16 protein-coding genes and 1 tRNA gene are annotated in these 20,746 nt (G+C 55.4%); 4 read left to right on the plus strand and 13 right to left on the minus strand.

Annotated elements, in window-relative coordinates; translation table 11 throughout:
- From LIO64_RS01775 to LIO64_RS01825, 11 genes are all read right to left on the minus strand, one after another.
- Positions 1-3,657 carry a LamG-like jellyroll fold domain-containing protein gene (locus LIO64_RS01775; RefSeq protein ID WP_290547736.1) on the minus strand — a complete coding sequence of 1,219 codons (3,657 nt, stop codon included), beginning with the start codon at positions 3,655-3,657 and terminating at the stop codon, positions 1-3.
- Between the two features lie 168 nt (positions 3,658-3,825).
- Positions 3,826-4,638, minus strand: a complete 813-nt coding sequence (locus LIO64_RS01780; protein ID WP_290547737.1) for a hypothetical protein — start codon at positions 4,636-4,638, stop codon at positions 3,826-3,828.
- A 449-nt stretch (positions 4,639-5,087) separates the two neighbouring features.
- Complete coding sequence (locus tag LIO64_RS01785) at positions 5,088-6,410, minus strand: Gfo/Idh/MocA family oxidoreductase (RefSeq protein ID WP_290547738.1); 1,323 nt, start codon at positions 6,408-6,410, stop codon at positions 5,088-5,090.
- Positions 6,411-6,431: 21 nt separating this feature from the next.
- Positions 6,432-8,534 carry a M3 family metallopeptidase gene (locus LIO64_RS01790; RefSeq protein ID WP_290547739.1) on the minus strand — a complete coding sequence of 701 codons (2,103 nt, stop codon included), beginning with the start codon at positions 8,532-8,534 and terminating at the stop codon, positions 6,432-6,434.
- 144 nt (positions 8,535-8,678) lie between these two features.
- Positions 8,679-9,233 (minus strand): DapH/DapD/GlmU-related protein, encoded by a 555-nt coding sequence (locus LIO64_RS01795; protein WP_290547740.1) that lies wholly within the window; start codon positions 9,231-9,233, stop codon positions 8,679-8,681.
- A 114-nt stretch (positions 9,234-9,347) separates the two neighbouring features.
- Positions 9,348-10,961 carry a hypothetical protein gene (locus LIO64_RS01800; RefSeq protein WP_290547741.1) on the minus strand — a complete coding sequence of 538 codons (1,614 nt, stop codon included), beginning with the start codon at positions 10,959-10,961 and terminating at the stop codon, positions 9,348-9,350.
- A gap of 12 nt (positions 10,962-10,973) precedes the next feature.
- Positions 10,974-12,731 carry an arginine--tRNA ligase gene (argS, locus tag LIO64_RS01805; RefSeq protein WP_290547742.1) on the minus strand — a complete coding sequence of 586 codons (1,758 nt, stop codon included), beginning with the start codon at positions 12,729-12,731 and terminating at the stop codon, positions 10,974-10,976.
- A 181-nt stretch (positions 12,732-12,912) separates the two neighbouring features.
- Positions 12,913-13,569: a hypothetical protein gene (locus LIO64_RS01810; protein ID WP_290547743.1), complete on the minus strand. Its 657-nt coding sequence runs from the start codon at positions 13,567-13,569 to the stop codon at positions 12,913-12,915.
- A 12-nt stretch (positions 13,570-13,581) separates the two neighbouring features.
- Entirely contained in the window at positions 13,582-14,766 is a 1,185-nt protein-coding gene (locus LIO64_RS01815) for an ATP-binding protein (protein ID WP_345779559.1), read from the minus strand.
- 673 nt (positions 14,767-15,439) lie between these two features.
- Positions 15,440-15,964 (minus strand): hypothetical protein, encoded by a 525-nt coding sequence (locus LIO64_RS01820; RefSeq protein ID WP_290547745.1) that lies wholly within the window; start codon positions 15,962-15,964, stop codon positions 15,440-15,442.
- Positions 15,965-15,994: 30 nt separating this feature from the next.
- The gene (locus LIO64_RS01825; RefSeq protein WP_290547746.1) at positions 15,995-16,903 is read right to left on the minus strand and encodes a hypothetical protein; all 909 of its coding nucleotides are present in this window, start codon (positions 16,901-16,903) and stop codon (positions 15,995-15,997) included.
- 192 nt (positions 16,904-17,095) lie between these two features.
- Between LIO64_RS01825 and LIO64_RS01830 the strand changes: the two genes are divergently transcribed.
- Both LIO64_RS01830 and LIO64_RS01835 read left to right on the plus strand, forming a co-directional pair.
- Entirely contained in the window at positions 17,096-17,596 is a 501-nt protein-coding gene (locus LIO64_RS01830; RefSeq protein ID WP_290547747.1) for a GNAT family N-acetyltransferase, read from the plus strand.
- 165 nt (positions 17,597-17,761) lie between these two features.
- On the plus strand, positions 17,762-18,772 hold the full coding sequence (locus LIO64_RS01835; protein WP_290547748.1) for a TlpA disulfide reductase family protein: 1,011 nt from the start codon (positions 17,762-17,764) through the stop codon (positions 18,770-18,772).
- Positions 18,773-18,815: 43 nt separating this feature from the next.
- Here LIO64_RS01835 and LIO64_RS01840 read toward each other — a convergent pair whose 3' ends face one another.
- Positions 18,816-19,187, minus strand: a complete 372-nt coding sequence (locus LIO64_RS01840; RefSeq protein WP_290547749.1) for a TfoX/Sxy family protein — start codon at positions 19,185-19,187, stop codon at positions 18,816-18,818.
- Entirely contained in the window at positions 19,184-19,435 is a 252-nt protein-coding gene (locus LIO64_RS01845) for a hypothetical protein (RefSeq protein ID WP_290547750.1), read from the minus strand. Before LIO64_RS01845 ends, LIO64_RS01840 begins: the two co-directional genes overlap by 4 nt.
- 18 nt (positions 19,436-19,453) lie before the next feature.
- Between LIO64_RS01845 and LIO64_RS01850 the strand changes: the two genes are divergently transcribed.
- Both LIO64_RS01850 and LIO64_RS01855 read left to right on the plus strand, forming a co-directional pair.
- Positions 19,454-20,227, plus strand: a complete 774-nt coding sequence (locus LIO64_RS01850) for an AAA family ATPase (protein WP_290547751.1) — start codon at positions 19,454-19,456, stop codon at positions 20,225-20,227.
- Positions 20,228-20,531: 304 nt separating this feature from the next.
- Positions 20,532-20,619 (plus strand) — tRNA-Ser (locus tag LIO64_RS01855).
- The last annotated feature ends 127 nt before the right edge of the window (positions 20,620-20,746 follow it).

Genomic DNA, 20,746 nt, shown 5'->3' on the forward strand with positions numbered 1-20,746 from the left:
CTATTCCCGGGTCACTTTCAGACGCAGAAAACGGCGCGTCATTCCACTGTCGCTCATGGATTCCGTATCCCGGAATTCAGCCGCCGTCTTTCCGGCGGTCTCCACTTCCCCCAGGGAAGTCCAGTTGACCAGATCCGAAGAAACCTCCACCTCATGCTTCACGTCAGACGCCTGCGGATTCACAGGCCAGCGCAGCACCAGATGCATGTTACCGTCACTGCCCTCTTCCGCCGTCACTCTGGTAACGCTTCCGCAAGGTTTGAGCGGATCCAGGCCCGTGGCGTATTTCATCAGGTTGGTCACGCCATCCCCGGCGGGGGCGGCGTCCGCAGCCGTCTGGCCCGGAGCGGCATCCGGCGGGAAGGTATCCTGCACCCACTTGTCATATCCGGCCAGGTCGGCCCCGGCCTGCGTGATGATGACGGCGCATTCCTGCTTGTCGGAAGCCCGGAACACCACCGTTCCGGACCTTCCGCTGGCGGATTTGTTCTCTGCCGCTGTCAGCATGACCGTCGCACGGCCAATGCCGGAAGCCGCGGAAACGGAAATCCAGTCCGGACATTCCGCCACCACCCAGCCCAGGGTTTCATTCTCCATCTGCACTTCCACAGCCACTGCCCCTCCAGCGGCAGGAACGGAAGCCCCCACCAGGGACAGGCTGAAAGGCGAAGCTGTCACGGGAAACGACGTGGAAGACACGTAACGGTTGGCGGCGCGCAGCAGCGAACGCTGGTCAAAGTAGTTGCTTTCATTCCGGGAGTCGGAGATGTCTCCTCCCAGATCCCAGTACATGAAACCAGCCAACTTTTGATCGCTGATGTACTTGTTTTTTCTCCGGGTAGTGTCTACACCGTTGTAATAGTATTTTTTATTGTTGCTGTTCAGGGTAAGCTGGTCCAGCGCAGGATTATTGAGTTCTTCTTCCCCCTTCAGATCCCGGTACAGCAGAGCGTCTGTGGCACCGGATACGCCTGTCACACCGTAAAAAGGACCGCTCAGCTGGATTTTGGAATCCGGGTAGCCCCAGGACCTGAAGGTCTTGCATGCGGAGACCATGGTGCTATAGAGGGAAGCGCTGGTGTTCGGACCATAATTCTGAAATGGGAAAAAGTCCACAAACTGAATCTTGTCCTTGGGGAACCAGTAGGATACGGTGTGCAACGTAATAGTGAAGATGGGATCGGGGCCGATTTTCTCCCGGATGGTTTGAGCCAGCATTCCGTACTGCTGCCACAAGGCATCCCCCTGGTAAAGCCATTCAAAGTCCAGATCCACGCCATCCAGCAAGTCACTGTATTCGGTCAGCATTTCCCCAATCTGGGTGGCGAACTTCTCCCTAGCCGCCGCACTTTTGAGCATGGTTTTCCAGTCTGCGCCTCCTGAAAAGCAAATACGGATATGCATTCCGTCCACCCCTGCCGTGAGTGCACGCAGATAACGCAGGTCAGCCACCCATGAGGCGGAATCATGACCTTCTTCCGCTTCATTGTCCCCCCACCAGGCAACAATCTGGCGGTCTACCCAGGCATGCTGGACTGGCTTCCCCAGTTTTTTTGCGGCGCGGGCCTCCACCCAGATACGCATCTCGTCAATGCTGCCGATCAGGTTGCTCCCGATGACCGCATTGGCTGACAGCCCGTCCAGATCCTCTCCGACAGAGGCTTTGCCGGTGGCTACGGCAGCGTTGTTCAGATAAAAAGTACCCGTATCACTATTGGCATCGCGAACAAAGGCAATCCAGAAATATTCATGGAGGGGAATATCAGGCAGGTCGGCCTCCCAGGCCACGGAAGTTCCCACCTGGATGCGAGCCCGGTAATGGTCCCCTGCCCATCTCACCGTCAGAGCAACATTGTCGTTGCCAAAAAGAGTGAAGTTTTCCTCTTCTCCGGAAAGGAGCATATTGGCTTCAATCGTGAAGGTAGGGTTTCCGGCCAGCAGGTTTCCCCCCACATGCATGAAAGCATTGGGGCCGGCAAAGCGGTAGACGCAGGATCTCTCCCCGTCCCGGGAAAGGAACGTGACTCCGTTTTTCTCCTTCACATCGTTGTCCGGTCTCCAGTGGGTTACAGTACCGTCCGCCGTAAGGCCCGCACAGCCGATGTAGATAAGGTCATTGTTATTGATGATATGCGAACGCGAAAGCCAGCGGAAACGCAAGTGGCTATCCCGCACATAAGCCGTCATGAGCATGTAACGGAAGGTGTCATTGTCCGTAACAATGGAGAATTCCGTTCCGGAAGGTGTTACCGCCTGATAGGGGCGGACAAAAGAGCTGCCTGTCTTGTCAGCAAATTCCGTCCACTTGGCATCCCGGAAGTCCCCGTCCAGCCGCCAGAGGCCCACCAGGCGGTCATATTTGGGGTGCGCCATGGACAACGGCCCCGTCAGGAAAAAGTCATCCGGATCACCCCCCAATTCCGCATTCCAGAACCTTAGTTCATCCCGGGCACCCTTGAACTGCGCCGCCAGGACCAGGCCTGCCCAGCTACTTTTCATGGAAGCCAGGTAGGGAGCGGCGGGAGCGGTTCCCGCCAGCGTTCCGTCCACATACAGGCTGACGTTTTCAGCACCCAGGGAGACGGCCACATGATGCCAGGTTCCGGCGGCAAAAGGCTGGCCGGAGGCCTCCACCGAGGCCGGAGTTTCCGTATTCCCGGAATCCAGGTGCAAGCGGCCTCCGTTCAGGGAAAGCGTGGCTGCCCCCAGGGAAAGAATGGCGCCGGAAGAAGCGTCCTCTTCCGGCCTGATCCAGAGTTCGCAGGTCATTTCCCCGGTTCCGGTCCAGGCATCCGCAGGAATGGGAAGCGCCACCGGAGAAGAAAGAGCAGTCAGCGCCCTGTTATGCACCACACTGACGGGCCGCGGCTCCGGCGCCGGAGGAGCGGGAGTATCATCCGTACGGACGGTCAGCGCATTCAAATTCAAGACTCCAGTGCCGGATTCGTTACCTTCCTTGACCACGTCAAAAACGAGCGTCCCGGCGGCATCCGCTTCCGCGGACCATTCCAGGGCCATATAAGTATCGGCGTCCGTACTGTTGACGCCGCCCTTCCACTTGCCGTCCGTCCGTGAACCGGTGGAGGTCTGGAGGGCCTTCACATCCACGTGGTTTCCGGACACCAGGGAAACGGACTGATATGCCGGCTTTCCATTCCCCAGGAAAAAAGAAACCGCATATTCCTTGCCCGGAGCCAGCCCGGAAAGGGAAACGCGCACCGTTCCCGCCCTTTTCGGCACTCCGTTGGTAAACAGAAGCAAACTCGTATTCAAGGCTTCTCCATGATTTGGAAAGCCGAACACACTTTCCGCCTGCAGCACACCGCCGGACTGCGTTCCCCGGGTTTCCCCTTTTTCCCGCCAAGTGGAGGAGGTGTTGTCATAGCACATGTCTCCCACGCTCGCTTCCGACTTGGCCGTGACCGCCAGATAAACGGAACGTCCGAACAGCGTTCCGGCCAGCACGGGGGAGGAAGAGGCTTCCAGATTATTCCTCCGCAGGGGCACGCTTTTCAGAGAGGTGGACGGAGTAGTGGTCACCACTCCCATATTCGTCCAACCCGGCTGGGCCGTAGACGAGGAATTCCCGAAATCCACGCCGAAAGATTCCACTGATCCCTGTGCCTGCACGAGATTCCCCAGAAAGAAAACAGCCATGAAGCCAAGGACACGAAAAAGATATTTCTCTTGTACAGGCATAAAGTTATCAAATAATCTAACAGATAGATAGATGCTGCAAACTAAAAAGCTGCCGGACAGAAGGAAGGAATTTTTCATGTTTTCCAACCATTCCTGCCGGCAGCCTGGTCAAAAAATGCAATGGGGTTATCCCTGTATCCTGCGCCGCCGCATCATCAGGCAAGCAAGCCCCATCAGTCCCAGAGAGGCTGCAGCCGGTTCAGGAATGGGCGCAGTTGCCAAAATAAACCCGTTCAATGCGATATCTGCACTTACAACATCATCTGTACCGGCGGAGGCGCGTTCATAAGTCAGCGTCACCTGGCCTGAATCATTCGTCGTGAACGCCCATTCCATCCCCACTCCTGAACCAATCGTCCCTCCCTGGAATGTTGAACCGGTCACGGACCCAGCTCCTTCATATCCATCCATCAGGTTTCCGGTGATGTCGGTAACGCCGCCTGAGAGAGTCATGCTGGTTTTATTGGTCGATAAGCCGCTGTTTCCCAAGACGTATAAATAATAGGTGGTATTGGCAGCCAAGCCGCCCAGCGTGAATTGCAGACCGACGGACTGTCCCTTGACTCCATTGCATCTGTCAGTGATAGAAGACTGCGCCATGCTTTCTGAAAATACGGGATTCAGCGGAGACGAGCTGTTTGTGCCGTCCAGATACCCCGCACTTTGGGAGGCAGTGCTTTTGTAAGACATGCTGAACGTGACGTCACTGCCATCCAAATCCCCCAGAACCAGAGAGGAAGAAACGGCTCCCCCATCTTTGCTCAAAGAAGTAATGGATGTGTAAGAGGTGGCCTTCCCGCCTGCGGGAGCGCTTTTGGTGGTTGCTACGCCAATCCAATCATCCCCAGAGGAGGCAGATCCCAAATTAACTTTCAGAGAAGCTGCCGAAACTGCAGAGACAGAGGCGGCTAACAACAGTAGAATGAGTGATTTCTTCATGGTTTTTAATTGACTCAAACTACGGTATACCGGATTAGGAATCCGCGATAAAACAACGCCTCTGTAAAAGATGCGTATAATATTGAATATAAGGCAGATAAGTGTTATATGGAAATTTTACACCCCCTCTTATCCCTCTCACCCTTATATTCCCTATTACTCCTAACCAACTTTTCCACAGATTTTTCCTTTGACTTCGGATTCCTAATCCGCGATTTTTATAACTGTTTATTTCTGAATAATTTATATTTCCATTATTCAGATGACAAACGATCAGAATTTGCAACCTTATGCAAATATCCCATGATGAAATTTACAAAAATTGTAAAAAACTAATCTTTTTTTAATGAACCCTTTAAACAACTTCCGGGGTTCCACGGCCGGGGGACCCAACAAAAAAGAACAGGGTCCCGGCCGTGTTCCGGAAATTCAGCTGTTCAACAACTGCGTTAATACGCCAGTTCCCCCCTCATGACCCGGCGCTCGAATTCGGCCACATCCACCACCTGGCCGGTCAGCCGGGCGTGTTCCGTGGCAAAGGCCATGACATGGGAGTGGGCGGATTCTTCAATGGAGGTAGTCATGTCTGCGGGAGAGGGCACCGTCAGCATGTCATCGTAAAGCGCTTCCACAAGGCCCCAGTCCCCGCCGCCATGGCCCTGGTAGCCGCCGGGCAGTTCTTCCAGCTCCACCACGCGGGTTTTTCCGCCAAAGTGCGGCGTTACGGTGATTTCACCGGGGCCGTTTTCCTTGTAGAAGACGCCGGCGCGGATTTTTCCCCTGGTGCCGTACACCTCAATATGGCGCCCCTGTTCAAAGGCCGTCATCGTGAAGGTGCCGGTCAGGCCGCCTTCAAAGCGCATGATGGAGACCTGGTGGTCCGGCTGGTCGTTGTCGCACTGAAGGTAGTCCCTGCCCCATGGGGAGGTTTTAAGCCATTCATAGATTTCCTCCGCGGTAGCTTCCTGGGCGCGGTCGTACACCATGCCCAGCCAGCGCTTGCATTCGTCGTCCGTGGCGTATTTGCGGGCATCCCAAGGGTCTTCCCCCACCGGGGTGGTCCAGTCCGTGCAGCGTTCCGGACGGGGGGAGGAGAGCGTCTTTTTCGTGAAGAAGGTGAGCTCCCCGAAGCTGGCGACGGAGAGGCATTTGCGCCGCCCCATGAGCCAGTAGAGAATGTCCATGTCATGGCAGCACTTGGCGACGATCATGGGGGTGGAGGTCTTGCTGTTGCCCCAGTGCCCGCGCACGAAGGAGTGGGCAAAGTGCCACGCCCCCACGCCTTCATTGGCGTTGAAGGTGATGACGTCCCCTATTTCCCCGCTGTCAATGATCTTTTTCAGGGTGCGGTAGAACTGGGTGTAGCGCAGCACGTGGCACACGGCCACGCGGCGCTTCAGCAGGCGCGCCATGTCACGCAGTTCCAGCGCCTCTTTCAGCGTCTTGGCGATGGGTTTTTCCAGCAGGACATGGTAGCCCAGTTCCATGGCCTTCCTGCACGGGGCGTAGTGGTAGTCGTCCTGCGTGCCGATGATGGCTACGTCCGCCAGGCGCGGTTCCGCCAGCAGGGAGGCGGCGTCCTTGAACAGGCGGATGGAGTTCCGCTCCTCCTCCGGAGCAAAGTCCCGCACGGCTTCCGTGCGTTCCTTCACGGGGTCCGCCGCGGCGGCGATGCGGTAGCGGTCCTTTTGTTCCATGGCCAGCTTCATGTAGGTGCGCGTGCGGGAACCGCACCCGATGCCGGCGAGAGAGAGTCTTTTTTGTGCAGACATGGCGTTGTGCAGGATGATGGTTTAGAGAACTCCGGATTTGACGAGCAGGGCTTCCGCGTCCGGATCACGCCCCATGAAGTCGCGGTACAGTTCCGCGGCAGGCTTGCTGTTGCCCTTGCTGAGGATGCAGCGGCGGAAGTCCCGGCCGGTCTGCGGGTTCAGCACTCCTTCCTTCAGGAAGCGGCTGAACGCGTCCGCTTCCAGCACTTCCGCCCATTTGTAGGAGTAGTAGCCGGAGGCATAGCCCGTGGGGTCCGCAAAGATGTGCGTCAGGCGGCGCGCCACGGAGGGGCCGCGGTCCGTCATCGGAACCCGGTAGTCCGCCAGAATGCGCTCATCCGTTTCTTCCAGCGGCGCGCCCTTGTATTCCGGCCAGTTCACGTGAAGCTCCAGGTCCAGCTTGCCGAAGCAGAGCTGGCGCATGAAGTCCGTGCCGCTCATGTAGTTGCGCGCGGCGCGCATTTTGGAGAACAGTTCGTCCGGGATTGTTGCACCCGTTTCATAATGGGCGGCGAAGAGGTCCACGGATTCCCGCTCCCAGCACCAGTTTTCATTGATCTGGGAGGGCAGTTCCACAAAGTCCCAGGCCACGTTCGTTCCTGCCAGGGATTTTACTTCCACATCGGAAAGGAGCTGGTGCAGCAGGTGGCCGAATTCGTGGAAGATGGTTTCCACCTCCCGGTGGGACAGCAGCGCGGGCTTGTCCCCCACGGGCTTGGTCATGTTCCCCACCATGAGGCCCAGGTGAGGCACGCGGGGCTTCCCGCCGTGCGGCGGTTCCCCCACGCTCAGATAGTTCATCCATGCCCCGGCGCGCTTGGAGTCCCGCGGATGCCAGTCCGCATAAAAGGAGCCCAGATGCTCCCCGCTTTCCGCATCATGCAGTTCATAGAACAGGACGTCCGGATGCCATACTTCCACCGCGCCTTCCGGCACTTCCCCGGATTCCCCGGGCTTGAAGGCCACAGTGGGGCGCGGCGTCACCGTAATGCCGTACAAGCCGGAGTAAATGGAGAACAGGCCGTCCATCACCTTTTCCACGGAGTAGTACGGGCGCAGGTCCTCCTCATCAAAGGCGTACAGTTCACGGCGGCGTTTTTCAGACCAGTAGCCGGTTTCCCACGGGGAGAGTTTTTCCACGGGTTTTCCGGTCTTTTCCTCCTTGTACCGCCGCACGGCTTCCATGTCTTCCAGGAAGGAGGGCTTCACCTTGTCATGCAGGTCGTTGATGAAGTTCAGGGCGTTGGCTCCGCTCCCCGCCATGCGGCGGGAGGTGGCGTAGTCCGCAAAGCAGCCATATCCCAGCAGATGGGCCTTTTTATCCCGCAGTTCCAGGATTTCCGCGATGAGGGCTTCGTTGTCGTATTCCCCGTCCTTCCCGATCGAGCAGGAGCCTTCCCACATCTTCCGGCGCAGGTCGTCCGAATCCGCAAACTGCATGACGGGCTGGAGGGAGGTGAATTTCTGCGTGAAGCGCCAGCAGGGGGATTCTTCCGTGCCGTGGCCGCTGGCCAGGGCGTCCAGGCGCGCGGCTTCCTTCGCGGAGTCCGGCAGGCAGGAGAGCTCCGCTTCATCTTCCACGATGAGTTCCCACGCATTCGTGGAGTCCAGCACGTTTTCCGCAAATTTTTTCGTTTTCAGGGAAAGCTGCGCTTCAATTTCCGCATATTCCGGCTTTACGTCGTCCGGCAGGTCCGCACCGCTTTCGCGGAAGTCCGCCAGCGTTTCCTGTATGAAACGCTGCCTGACGGGGGAAAGATCCTTCACCCAGTCACAAGCCGCGGCGGCTTTCAGGACCGTCCACAGGCACGGATTCAGCGGCACGGAGGAGGAGAAGGCCACTACCTCCGGCAGCATTTCACCGATGGCCTCCCGCTGGGCCGGTTCGTCATTCACGGAGTCCAGATGCATGATGCGGCCCCAGCCCAGGTGCAGGTCCTCGGAGGCTTTTTCCAGCGCGCCGAAGGTGCTTTCATACGTCAGGGAGTCCAGCGGCTGGTCGCAAATGGCCTGGATGTTCGCTTTGGCACGGGAGATGGCTTCCATAATGTCCGGCTTGATGGAGTCCGGCGTAAGCCGTGACCAGGAAACCAGGAAGGAGGGGTCCAGATAGGGATGATTCATGTTGATTGATGTGTTTATTATTGAAAATGAGCAATAACCGTATGCGGAACATCAGAATCCACAAGACTCTGATACGGCCTGCAACGATCGTGAAAAGATGAAATTGACCATGCTTGGAAGAATGAAATGGAGCGGTTTGGCTTGTTAAATATTCTTGATGAACCTGGCAGGATTTCCGCCCACAACGGTGTGCGGCTCCACGTCTTTCGTTACTACGGAACCGGCGCCCACCACCGCCCCTTCACCTACCGTCACGCCGGGACATAGAACCGCCTTTGAACAGATCCACGCCCCTTTTTTTATCACGACAGGCTTATTTTTCAAGATGAACAAGTTGTTGAAGTCATGATTGGAGGTCAGTATGGAAACCTGCGGTCCAATCAGCACGTCATCTTCTATCGTCACGCTGCCTGCCGCCATCACATCAAGGCCTTCATTGATAAAAACCCGTTCACCTACCGTCACGCAATGCCCGCGGTCAATCTGCAGGGGAGGAGAGATGTTGGAAGATTCGGGAAACCTGCCTTCGAACAATTCGTCCATCAATGTCCGCACTTCCCCGTCAAACGGCGGAAGCGAATTAATTTTCTGGCAGAGCGTACGGCTTCTCACCGTTTCCGGCCATAGGATTTCCTTGAATTCCCTGGACTCCCGGGTGTTAATCGGCTCTCCGTTTTTTAATCTTTCGTAGATATCCATTTCATTGACGCTCCCTGAAGCGTTTATTCAACCTCTCCCCTGGCCTGCCGGAATGATCTCCCCGGTCCATTTCTTCAAAGGCCGTCAACGGGATCATCATATGGGCAGGATGAATTATTTGACGGCGGCGCGGGCCTGCTTCCTGGTTTCCAGTACCCCGGCGTGGTTGGGAAAGCGTTTCAGCGCCTGCTCGCACATGTCCAGGCATTCCCGGTATTTGCCGCCCTGCAGGTAGGCCTGCGCCAGTTTCCATTCCGCGGGGTACGGCACCACGGGAGGAAGCAGCAGGGACGGAAACCGCTGGCTCCGGATGGCTTCCGACATCCAGACATTAGCGGAGTCCGGAAACATCAGGGAGCGGATTTCCGAGGAATACAGGCTGCCCATCTGAAGACAGCGCGCCCAGTAGGAGACGCTCATCTGCCGCCGGGCGATTTCCGCTCCGTCCATGAACAGCCGCAGGATGCCGGACAATTTGTCAAAGCCGGACGCCACCGCATCCGGCCTGCCCTGCCTGGCGGCATAACGGGCGCCCATGTACTGGGTGACCACCGCCATCATGCCGTTGCTCAAATCCGGGAAGCCCTTGGGCAGCGGGCCGGGAGAAGCCTTGAGCAGATGCGTCTGCCCGGGAAGGTCCGGCCTGGCCAGCATCAGGCGCACGGGCAGCGTTCTGGCCTCCCAGAGCTGGAGGAGCGTGCCGGGAGCCAGCGGATGTTCCTTGTTTAAAGGAATGGCAGCGGCACGGGCGGCAATGGCGTCCGCCTCCTTGTAACGGCCGGCGCAAAATTCTGAAACAGCACGGTAAACGATGGAGCGGAACCAGGCGTCATCCAGCGCAGGGGGCACGTTCTCCGCTTTTTCCCAGGCCAGGCACAGGTTCTCTGAGGCCTGGAAGGCGGCGGACGCCCCTTCATAGTCTCCCGTGCGGAACAGGAAGTGGCCCAGCAGGTGATGGGCGGACGCGGAAAGGGGATTGGCGGCCACGGCCTTGCGGGCGGTTTCCACCGTTTCCGGGGAAATGACCGGGGCTACTTCTTCCAGCAGGGCGCGCATGAACAGGGCCGCCTGGGAGCCGGGGCGTTCCTTCAGGACGGCATCCACCACGCGGACAGCCTCCTGCTGCCCTTCACCGGGCTTGCCCTGCCCGTCAAAGCCGTCCCGCAGGAGCATCGCGTAAAACAAGGGGGCGTAAGGGTCGCGCTTCCAGGTGGAGCAGATGGTTTTCCACGCTTCCTGCGCCTTCACGGGGCCATCCATCAGCAGCACGGCCAGGGCGTCCGCATAGGCGCGCTCCTGCTCCGGGCAGTCAGGACGCAGCGCCAGCTCTTTCATGCGCTTCATGGACTGGACGCGCTGGGACTGGAAAGCCGGGCCCGCGCCCATCAGGCTCATGCACCGTCCCCAGTGGGCCATCAGGCAGTCCGGGTCCAGCCTGAGGGCGGCGTCAAATTTCACGAAGGCCCGCATGTCCCCGAAGGAGAGCAGATGCGTCATTCCCTCCAGCACCAGTCTTTGCACGGCGGGGGAAGAAGAACCCACCATCATCATTTCCACGCCGGGCGGCAGTACGGCAGGCTGAGCCGGAACGCCGGCGCGGAAGACCGCCTCCCGCCAGCCGTTCAGGGCCGGACTGCTCATCCAGTGCTCATGGCCGCCGCCCGGAGCGGCGGAACAGCATCCCGCCATGGCGGCGGACAGGAGAACATAACGGAAGGAGGTGTTCATGGGCGGAAACGGTTACATTCTATCCGGCAGCTGGATGCCCAGCAGGCCCAGCCCGTGCTTCAGGGTGCGGGCTGTCAGCTCGCACAGGGCCAGGCGGGAATGCCGCACCGCCCCTTCCGATTTCAGAACCGGACAGGCTTCATAGAAGGAATGGAAGGCGCGGGCCAGGTCAAACAGGTAGGCGGCCAGTACGTTCGGGCGGCAGTCGTCCAGCACCTGCGGCACCACCTCCCCGTAACGGGCCAGGAGCCGCGCCAGGTGGATTTCCGCATCTTCTGAAAGCCGGATGGGGGCGGACCAGTCCAGCGGGCTGCCGTCCAGTTTGCGGAAAATGGAACGGACGCGCACATAGGAGTTCTGGAGGTACGGAGCCGTGTCCCCCTGGAGGGCCAGCATCTTGTCCCAGTTAAACACGTAGTCCGTCATGCGGTTCTGGGAAAGCTCCGCAAACTTCACGGCGCCGATGCCCACGACCTGCGCTACGCGCTTCTTTTCCTCCTCCGGCATGTCCGGGCTCTTTTCCTCCACCACGCGGGCGGCGCGTTCAATGGCCTCATCCAGCACATCCTGAAGGGAAACGGTGTCCCCGGAGCGCGTCTTAAACGGCTTGCGGTCTTCCCCCAGGATGGAACCGAAGGCGATGTGGCGGTAATCCCCGTCCATGCCGCGGCGGCGCTGCGTGGAAAAAATCTGCCGGAAATGCAGGGCCTGCGGGGCTCCCACCACGTACCAGATGGAATCCGCCCCCCAGGTCTTGATGCGGTGGTCCAGCGTCGCGAGATCCGTCGTGGCGTACAGGAAGCCACCGTCCGCCTTCCGGATGATGCAGGGGTTGGCGCGCCATTCCCCCTTCTCCTGCACCAGGAAGGGGTCTTCATTGGGCGGCACGGAGCCGTCGGAAAACACGCAGATGGCTCCGTCGCTCTCCCGGGCCATTCCGGCGGCGACCATGCCGTCCACCAGCGGAGCCAGGGCGTCATTGTAAAAGCTTTCCCCCAGCCAGTAGTCAAAGTGGATGTCAAGCTGGTCGTAGATTTTGGAAAGGCCGGACTTGGACACCTCCACGCAGCGCTTCCAGATCGCCAGGTTTTCCTCGTCCCCGGCCTGGAGCTTCACCAGCTCCGCCTTGCAGGTATCCAGCAGCTCCGGCTTCTCCTTGCACATCAGGTTCACGTCCTTGTACACCCGCAGCAGCTCGTCAATGGGATTGGCGGCCAGGGCCTCTTCATCCAGAATGTTCTTCCAGCCCCACAGGATCATGCCGAACTGGGTGCCCCAGTCCCCGATGTGGTTGTCCGTAATCACCTTGTGCCCCACGAAACGGGCCACGCGGGAAAGGGCGTCCCCGATGATGGTGGAACGGATGTGGCCCACATGCATCGGTTTGGCGACGTTGGGCGCGGAAAAATCAATCACGATCGTTTTGGGGTCCTGCACCTGCTCCACCTCCAGCCTGTCGTCCGCCAGCATGGCCAGCAGGCGCGCGGCGTAAAATTCCGGCCTGATCCGGAAATTGATGAACCCGGGACCGGCAATCTCCAGGGAGCAGACGTCGTCCTGCCCCATCCGGTCAACCACCTGCTGGGCGAGCGCGCGGGGATTCGTGCGGCACCGCTTGGCAAGCACCATGGCGGCGTTGCTCTGGTAGTCCCCGAACCGCAAATCCGCGGACGGCGTCACAGCGGTGCTAAAATCAGCGGGAAGCTCCTCCCCCAACACCGCCTTCAACGCGGCAGACAACTTTTCTTCAAGAATTCCGGGTATGGTCATGTCTGCTCAGATGAACGGACATTCCACCGCCGTAGTCAAGGAGTAACTGTCACTAAACAACACCCAGATATTCATTTTTCCTTATTTTTTCCTTATTTTTAAATATCACAATATTTTTAACATTTCCCAAAATTAAAAAAAATATAACAAAATAAAAAATAAACAATTGCTGTTCAAAATGTTACTGTGCGCAATTAGTAGATTCAGATTTATACAGTAACATAAGGAGATAATCTACGAAATCATTTTCATAATTACACTTTCGATTTAATGCGCCCTGAAGCAATCGAAGATTTTTATGGTTTATTTTAAGATTTTCCAAACCGCTCGTCATATTAAATTCAGCAGGAAGAGTCCCTTTTTCATATCCAGGAAAGAGCTGTTGAAACAGAGGAACATACTTTACACTATGCATGGGATCTCGAAAGTGCTGGTGAGTGTTACAAATACAACACCATTCTGCAGCCTTTGAAGTTGGAAAATGAAGAGATAAAAAATCTTCAAAGTTTTGATAATTGAAAAAGAAAGGAGGTAAATTCTCTTTTTCTTGGGAGTACAATGTATAACAATTTTTTTCATTGCGCTCAAAGAGATCCCAATCTACTAAAAAGAAAATATTCGATTCTCTCCTCCAATATCTGAATGTTTTATTATTATTTTTTCGGTACTTCTTCCACCTTTTTTTAAGATGTACAAAATGTCCATCTTTCTGTTTACAACTCACACAAAGAAAAGTGAATGGATATTCTTTTTGATTAAGATATCTATTAAGAGTCTTCAAGTAGACTTCTTCAGACTTTCCTTCACAGATAACATATATTGTCTTAGTGATTTCCATAACAGATCACGGTCAAATATAGGGATAGGGAATTCCACGAAAAGCTCCTTCCAAATATCTTTTGCGAAAATTTGTAACATTGCGAATATCATTGAACTGAGACAATCGAACTACAGTTGTACCTTTTTCCAGAGTTTTATTAATGACAGCTATTTCAGAAACACGCAAAAGATCGTCATCAATCAAATCTGTACTATGTGTGGTAAATATAATCTGAGCATTTGTTCTATTATATTCTTTACCCTTAAAAAAACGAATGAGCTCTTTAAGAATAAGTGGATGTATAGAACGATCAATTTCATCAATGATCAATGTTTGTCCCATTTGAAGAGCGACCATGATAAGAGCCAAAATTCCAAAAAGTAATTGAGTCCCTGCAGATTCTTCCTCGAGATTGAATCTCACTTCCTTTCCAGAAATATCAGTGTGCCATGTATGGACAATATCAAAGTGTATCTTATTCCCCTCCATTGAGATCCCACAAGGAGAATCTTCGTGATGCGAAGGAAATTTACTCTCTCTCCATTCTTCTGTAATACGTTTATAATTAATCTTATTTATATCTAAATCAAGATTTCTAAGTCTATCAATAAATTGTTCTAATAAGTCTTGTTTATTAATCTTTCTTGCAGCCTTATCCAAGAGAAAGAACCCTAAGCCAGGAGGAATTTCATTGTGTGCACAAATGTTTATTACTTGTTTCCAATATTGGAAAGCGCGCGTAATATGTTCATTCAGACCTGAGTAGGTTGATGCCATACGCCCCAAATAAGTTGTGTGCTGAATTTTCCCACTTTCGATGCAACACTCAACAATATATATTTTATTAAGTCTTTCAACTGAATATTCTTCCTGCTCAAGTGAAGAGAAATCTCGTCTCCCCTTTCTTGTGATATTGTACAAGAGCATTTCGTCAACGTAGAGAGCTTCACTCAATATAGTCTTCTCATTATATTTCAATATATAATGATATAAATTATTCTTATAAGAATATTCAATATCGAAAATGGTTTCATGAAGCTCCGGATGCAATTTATTTGGTTGATATTCCTTATAAATTGTATTATTTTTAATAATTTTATTTAAAGTAGATAGAGCTCGTATAATATTAGTTTTTCCCGAAGCATTGGCTCCATAGATCGCTAAACATGGAATATAGCGGCCAGTTTTATCGGTTAAAAAAGGCCATGTATCCATGTTTCTATAACCCTTGGGCGCACTTCCCTCGTCGTAAGTGAAAGACACATTCATGTCTACGATAGAGCGAAAGTTTTTGACGTGGAAACGAGAAATCATAACAAAGAAAAGATGAATTGAATGTAAACGATAGTAGATAAGAGTCAAGCTAAACAGTTTTTTTGTTTATCTGCTGCATTAAGAAAAATACGGTTTTTTCTTCTTCAGAAGCAATCATTATCTATCCAACGAAGGAAATGCCTATCTAGCTATCACACTTTTCTGGTAAAAACAATAGGACGGAGATAGCATCCCCGTCCTCCCGGCGGATGGAACGGCCAGCGTCGGAATCCGCCTTTTCCGTCAGCGGGACCTTTCTAGAAGGACCGCATTCTGGAAGACTTCAGCCAGTCTTCCAATTTCTTTGAGGCCCTGGCCTCTTTTTCCCGTTTCTTTTCCGGCACGGACTTTCCGGAGAAAGCCTTCGCCAGAATCAATGCCAGTTTTCTTTTCATTTTCATTCTATTTTCTTTACGGTTTGTTCCCCCCGGAAGCGGAGGCATTCAGGAAGAACCCCTGCCGGTCCCCTCGGGGAACGCCGCCTGCTTACTGTATGCAGTAAGTTTAGTCCAATAGAAAAAAAATGATTCCTTGTCATACCTGATACAATAAGAATTAAGAAACACCCAACTCTTTAATCAAGAGACTTTTCCAGAAGCATTGCCTCCTTGGCGGCGTCCGGATCAAAGGGACGGCCTATTTTTTTCATCTCCGCTTCCACGCGCTGGTGTGACGAATCGTCCTCAATCATGCCGTCCAGGGTGCGTTTCAGGGAAGCCAGGTTGGACGTGTACAGCTTCTTCTGTTCCGATGAGCGGGAGGCCAGAACGCCCTTCCGGTCAAACAGGGCCAGCACCGTATAAACGTCTCCGTTTTTACCTCCGGCGATCAGGTTGACGCCAAAGAGGGGAACATTGCCCAGGAGGTTGTTTTTAGCCTTGCGGTAGCGGTAAGTCCACAGTACGCCCTTTTCCATGGTCACCACGTCGGAGGGCTGCCCCAGGGCGTCGTAAACGTCAGTCTTGACCGACTTTCCGGGCGTCAGCGCACCGTATACCGCCGGGGACGCCACGGATTTATTGCCATAAGTGACTGAACAGGCAGCCGGCGTCAGGCATAAAGCGGCCATGAACGGAAACAGAACGTAACGCATCTGCATGCGGGAAAGGTACGTCGCCCGGATTCCAAGTCAACTCCGTATCCCATCATTCTCCCGGCCTTCACCGGGAAGGAAGTCTTTCCCCTCCTTTTCCCCAAAGTCATAATTCTCCGTCTTCCAGAGGAACATGCGCCGGTACAGATGGTACTCCGTCACGCAAAGGACGGGCATCCCGATGATCCCGATGAAGGGCAGCAGCCGGAACAGATGGCGGCACAGGAAGAGCACCACCATCAGGAAGCTTTCCCTGAACACGGTCATGTACAGGGAATATGGGTTGACCAGCGTCCTTTTATACAGGGAGGAAGCCAGCAGGGGCCCCAGGATGGGAATGATCCCCAGCAGCACCACGGCCGCAAAGGTCCACCCCCGGCGCTGCGCGATGTACTCATCATACTGCTCCACGGATTGCTCCCCCTGCAGAACCGCCTTGCCGCAGGCGGGGCAGCGCTGGTTCAAGGTAGGTTCATGAAGAGGCTGTCCGCAGTAAAAACACCGCCTGTAGCTGCGGAGGACTTCTTCATGCCTCTTCCATCCGGATTCAGGAACCACGGTGCGCAGCCTGGAATACCCTACCCAGTTCAGGGCACGGGGGGCCGGATTGGGCGTGCCGCACTTCGGGCAGTGCAGGCCGCACGGGTACATCATGGTGCCGCACTTGGGGCAGAAAATGCGGTGGTCATATTCCCGGCGGCGGCAGAAGATGAAGAAAGCCCACAGCGCCAGACCGCCCAGCAGGGCCAGAATAATCACCACCCACGGATACAGCAGGGAGTAAGCCACCAGATACTCCGACCAGGAATGGTCGGACTGATGCATGAGGGATTCCGGGCCGATGGGATGCTGAGCCACGTTGGGAAGCTGGCTCACATACTTTTCCCCCATGTCCCTCAGCGGCCCCGGAGGGAGCCATTGTTGTATGGGAATGGGTTCTTTCATGATCTGGAGCGCATGCAAGGTTCACAATACAGACAGGATTCCCCCCGGTTTCCGTCAAAAAAGCCTGCGGCATTCACCATACGGTTCCCCTGCCGGAATGGGGAGGGGAAAATGGACCATGGACGGAAAATTCCGCAGGGAACGGGGAAGAGCCCCTTTTCATCCGGGGCTTTTCCGTGTAATATCCGCGCCATGCCAACACTACGCCAAGCCACCAAAGACGACATCATGCTCATTCATGAATTGGCCCGGCAGGCTTTTCCGGCCACTTACCGGGACCTGCTTTCCCGGGAGCAGATGGATTTCATGATGGACTGGATGTATTCCCCCGCCAATCTGGACAAGCAGATGGAAGAGGGGCATGTGTACTTCATCGCCTCCCATGAGGGGGAGGACTGCGGCTACCTGTCCGTCCAGCCGGAAGGCCCGAGCGTCTTCCATTTGCAGAAAATCTATGTTCTTCCCGGCTTCCAGGGGCTGCACATCGGCAGCTACCTGTTCCGCCAGGCAATCAGCTATATCAAAAGCATTCATCCGGAACCGTGCTTGATGCGCCTCAATGTCAACCGGTACAATACCAGGGCGGTGGAATTCTACCAGCACATGGGAATGAGGGAACTGGAACGCGGGGATTTCCACATCGGCCACGGCTATTACATGACGGATTACATCATGGGGCTGGATATTGCCTGAAACGCTTTCCCGCCGGAACCGGATCGCCGGATTTTCCCGGACAAGGCAGCGTGGCCTGTACCGCTCCGAAGTCCTGCCGGGGTGAATTTGAGACCTTTGTGGAGACGGCGTGAGAGGAAGGCTTTCTTCTTGACACTCAACGCGGCATCCTGCATTATTTTTATTATGAAAACCTTTACTGCCCTCATGCTGGCCGGAACCATCGCCGCCGTCACGGCCCCGGCTTTTATCCAGGCGGCGGACCATGGCAAGGGCGCCAAGGTCACCTACCCTTCCTTTGACGACAGCAGCTACATCCACGGACCGAAAATCAAGGCTGCCGACCTGAAAGGTAAAGTGGTGTTCTTTGAATACTGGGGCATCAACTGTCCCCCCTGCATCGCCAGCATGCCGCACCTGCAGGAGCTTCAGGACAAATTCCAGTCCAAAGGCTTCACCGTGGTAGGCAGCCACCGCCAGGGGCTGAACCCCAGGGTCAAGCAGTTTCTGGAAGAAAAGAAGATTACCTTCCCCGTCTACCAGGGGCTGGACATTCCGGCGGCCTCCTGCCCGGGCGGCCTGCCGCATGCGGTGCTGATCGGTGCCAACGGTAAAGTGGTCGCCAAGGGATACCCGCCGGAACTTTACGACCTGGTGAAGAAGGAAGTGATGAAGGCGGAACGGGGCTTCCCCATCCTGGACGGAGTGGAGCTGGACAAGTACAAGTCCCTGGCGAAAGCCGTCGTCTCCAACGGCTCCAACATTGAATCCAAGATCACGCCCCTGCGGAAGAAAACGGACGATGAGGAGGCCCAGGCCGTCTGCGCCGCTTTTGACGAATGGCTGGGAGACGCCAAGGACATGGTGCAGTCCCAGATTCAATCCAACCCGCTGGAAGCGGTGACGGCCATCACGCGCCTCAAGACGGCGGTCCCTTCCGTCAAGGAATTCGACGAACCCCTGGCGACTCTGAAAGCCAACAAGGACCTGCCAAAACTGGCCGACCTCAACAAGAAAATTTCCACGCTGGAGCAGCGCAAGGCGAAAGGCCGCAAGATCGCGGAATCCGACCTCAAATCCCTAACGCAGGCCGTGGACAAATTCACGGAATCCGGCAACGAAGCCACGCAGACCGTTGCCGCCAATCTGAAAAAGACCCTTTCCTCCCTGGCCGTACCGGAAGATCCCGAAAAATAAACTCCTCCGTCAAACGGCCATCCTGTCCCGCACCAGCAGGCGTCTACGAACGCCTGTTTCTTTTCATGGAAGTTCTTTTCCCCTTTCCCGCCAAAACATCCGGAGCCGCCAGAACGGAGCATGTCTCCCGGACAAGGGAGGAAAGGGCCTGTTCATTGTCCAGCTCCGTCACCAGGAAATGCGGCCTGGCGCCGGGATAGGGGCTGCCCTGCTCCTGCTGCGGAAGCATCTTCAAACCCGGCTCCGTTATCTTGACAAACAACTGGTTGTCACATACCAGGCCGAAGAATTTCCGGTCACAGTACAGGCCGTATTCCCCAAACATTTTTTTGAAGGAAATATCCCCGGCGTGCCGGAGTTGGAAACAAATATATTCTACTACATCCGGGGAAGAGGCCATGCCGGAATCTCTCATGCCGCCCCCGCCCGCTGCAAGCAGCAAATGCATCCTTGGAAAGCTTCCGACAGGAAAAAGGCATCCCCGTTATCGGCGGGAAGAGGCGCAGCATGCCCCACACGTTTATGACGGACGACGCCAATATTATTGCAGCCACGTCGTAAGAATATCTTTCCCCGATGTTCGCCAAAAAGCATGAACCGCAGCAACAATTCCGTCTGTCCGGAACCATTCTTATGATTGCCCTGACGGAACTTTTTATTCATGATGCTCGTTAACGTTTCATGACCGCCGCATCCGACATCCTCCGGAAACCAGCCTGCTTCTCCCGGCAAGAAGTCCCCTCCCTGCCGGAAGGGGCCGGAACCTGCCGACCGGGAGGCGGTGATACGGAAGCTTCCGCGAGCCGTCCGGAAGGCCATCAAGCCATGAGGGAGGTCCCGGCGGATGGGAAAAGTAAAGGCGGCGGCGTCCACCTGTACCGGAGGCCGGTTTCTTCGGAGTCACCAGAAGAGCCCCTGCCCCGGAGCGGGCGCGTCATCCTGCTCAACGGAGCCTCCAGCGCGGGAAAGAGCACGCTGGCCCGGACCTTGCGGCTTCTGATGAAAGAAGAAGCCATGATCCTTTCCATGGACGACTACCTGGCCATGAGCATGGGAAGGCATGAAACCGCCCTGGACGCCGTCAGGGAATCCGGCCTGCCCTTCATCGAATCCTTCCACGCCGCCATTGCCGAGGCGGCCCGGAAAGGCGCCCTGGTCATCGTGGACCATGTCATCGGCGAATCCTGCCGCTGGATTCAGGACCTCCTGGACCGCCTGGACGGCATCCCCTGCGCCCTCGTCCGGGTGGAGTGCCGCCGGGACATCCTGCTGGAACGCGAATGCAGCCGGACCGACCGGACCCCCAATCCGGCCCATGCGGAACGCCAGTACGGAAGCATCCACCGGTATTTTCCGCATGACCTCACCATAGACACGTCTGAATCCACCCCCAGGGAATGCGCCCGCGAGGTGATACGCCGCTTGCCGGCGGAATTCCTGATGCCGCAGGAATAGGCAGGAGCCGCCGGACTAGAGCGCCCCTCCCCCTGCTTTCATGAAAAACGGTTGCAACGCCTCCGGCCATCCAACCGGAAGAACAGTCCCCCACAGCATCACGGTCACTGCCGCCATCCGGAAAGGTTGACGGTAGCGTGACACGGCAGATCTCTGGCATGTAGAGGTTAACGTCTTCTCCGGTGAAGAAAAATCCATGCCGTCAACCCGTTTTGCCGTCCTTTAACGAACTGGACAGCAAGACGTGAATAGGACTTTACAGAACAGCCTTCTTCACGGTAGCTTACGTCCGCGCTTGTTGCACGGAGAGATGGCAGAGCGGTTTAATGCAGCGGTCTTGAAAACCGCCGTGGGGCAACCCACCGTGGGTTCGAATCCCACTCTCTCCGCCAGTTTTTTATCACGCTAGAACACGGAAAGCCTGATTTTGCAAGGTTTTCCGTTTTTTTGTTTACGCCAAAGAACGGGTCAACGCCAAAATCGGTGGGAAGAGGTATTTGAGGTAGTTTTTCATCAGTT

The sequence above is a fragment of the Akkermansia sp. genome (assembly GCF_020860705.1).
Taxonomy (GTDB): Bacteria; Verrucomicrobiota; Verrucomicrobiia; order Verrucomicrobiales; family Akkermansiaceae; genus Akkermansia.

Bases quoted from the DNA above. Each gene is read 5' to 3' on its own strand.
- LIO64_RS01775 (WP_290547736.1), bottom strand. From the start codon at position 3,657: ATGGCTGTTTTCTTTCTGGGGAATCTCGTGCAGGCACAGGGATCAGTG.
- LIO64_RS01780 (WP_290547737.1), bottom strand. From the start codon at position 4,638: ATGAAGAAATCACTCATTCTACTGTTGTTAGCCGCCTCTGTCTCTGCA.
- LIO64_RS01785 (WP_290547738.1), bottom strand. From the start codon at position 6,410: ATGTCTGCACAAAAAAGACTCTCTCTCGCCGGCATCGGGTGCGGTTCC.
- LIO64_RS01790 (WP_290547739.1), bottom strand. From the start codon at position 8,534: ATGAATCATCCCTATCTGGACCCCTCCTTCCTGGTTTCCTGGTCACGG.
- LIO64_RS01795 (WP_290547740.1), bottom strand. From the start codon at position 9,233: ATGGATATCTACGAAAGATTAAAAAACGGAGAGCCGATTAACACCCGG.
- LIO64_RS01800 (WP_290547741.1), bottom strand. From the start codon at position 10,961: ATGAACACCTCCTTCCGTTATGTTCTCCTGTCCGCCGCCATGGCGGGA.
- argS (WP_290547742.1), bottom strand. From the start codon at position 12,731: ATGACCATACCCGGAATTCTTGAAGAAAAGTTGTCTGCCGCGTTGAAG.
- LIO64_RS01810 (WP_290547743.1), bottom strand. From the start codon at position 13,569: ATGGAAATCACTAAGACAATATATGTTATCTGTGAAGGAAAGTCTGAA.
- LIO64_RS01815 (WP_345779559.1), bottom strand. From the start codon at position 14,766: ATGGATACATGGCCTTTTTTAACCGATAAAACTGGCCGCTATATTCCA.
- LIO64_RS01820 (WP_290547745.1), bottom strand. From the start codon at position 15,964: ATGCAGATGCGTTACGTTCTGTTTCCGTTCATGGCCGCTTTATGCCTG.
- LIO64_RS01825 (WP_290547746.1), bottom strand. From the start codon at position 16,903: ATGAAAGAACCCATTCCCATACAACAATGGCTCCCTCCGGGGCCGCTG.
- LIO64_RS01830 (WP_290547747.1), top strand. From the start codon at position 17,096: ATGCCAACACTACGCCAAGCCACCAAAGACGACATCATGCTCATTCAT.
- LIO64_RS01835 (WP_290547748.1), top strand. From the start codon at position 17,762: ATGAAAACCTTTACTGCCCTCATGCTGGCCGGAACCATCGCCGCCGTC.
- LIO64_RS01840 (WP_290547749.1), bottom strand. From the start codon at position 19,187: ATGAGAGATTCCGGCATGGCCTCTTCCCCGGATGTAGTAGAATATATT.
- LIO64_RS01845 (WP_290547750.1), bottom strand. From the start codon at position 19,435: ATGAATAAAAAGTTCCGTCAGGGCAATCATAAGAATGGTTCCGGACAG.
- LIO64_RS01850 (WP_290547751.1), top strand. From the start codon at position 19,454: ATGACCGCCGCATCCGACATCCTCCGGAAACCAGCCTGCTTCTCCCGG.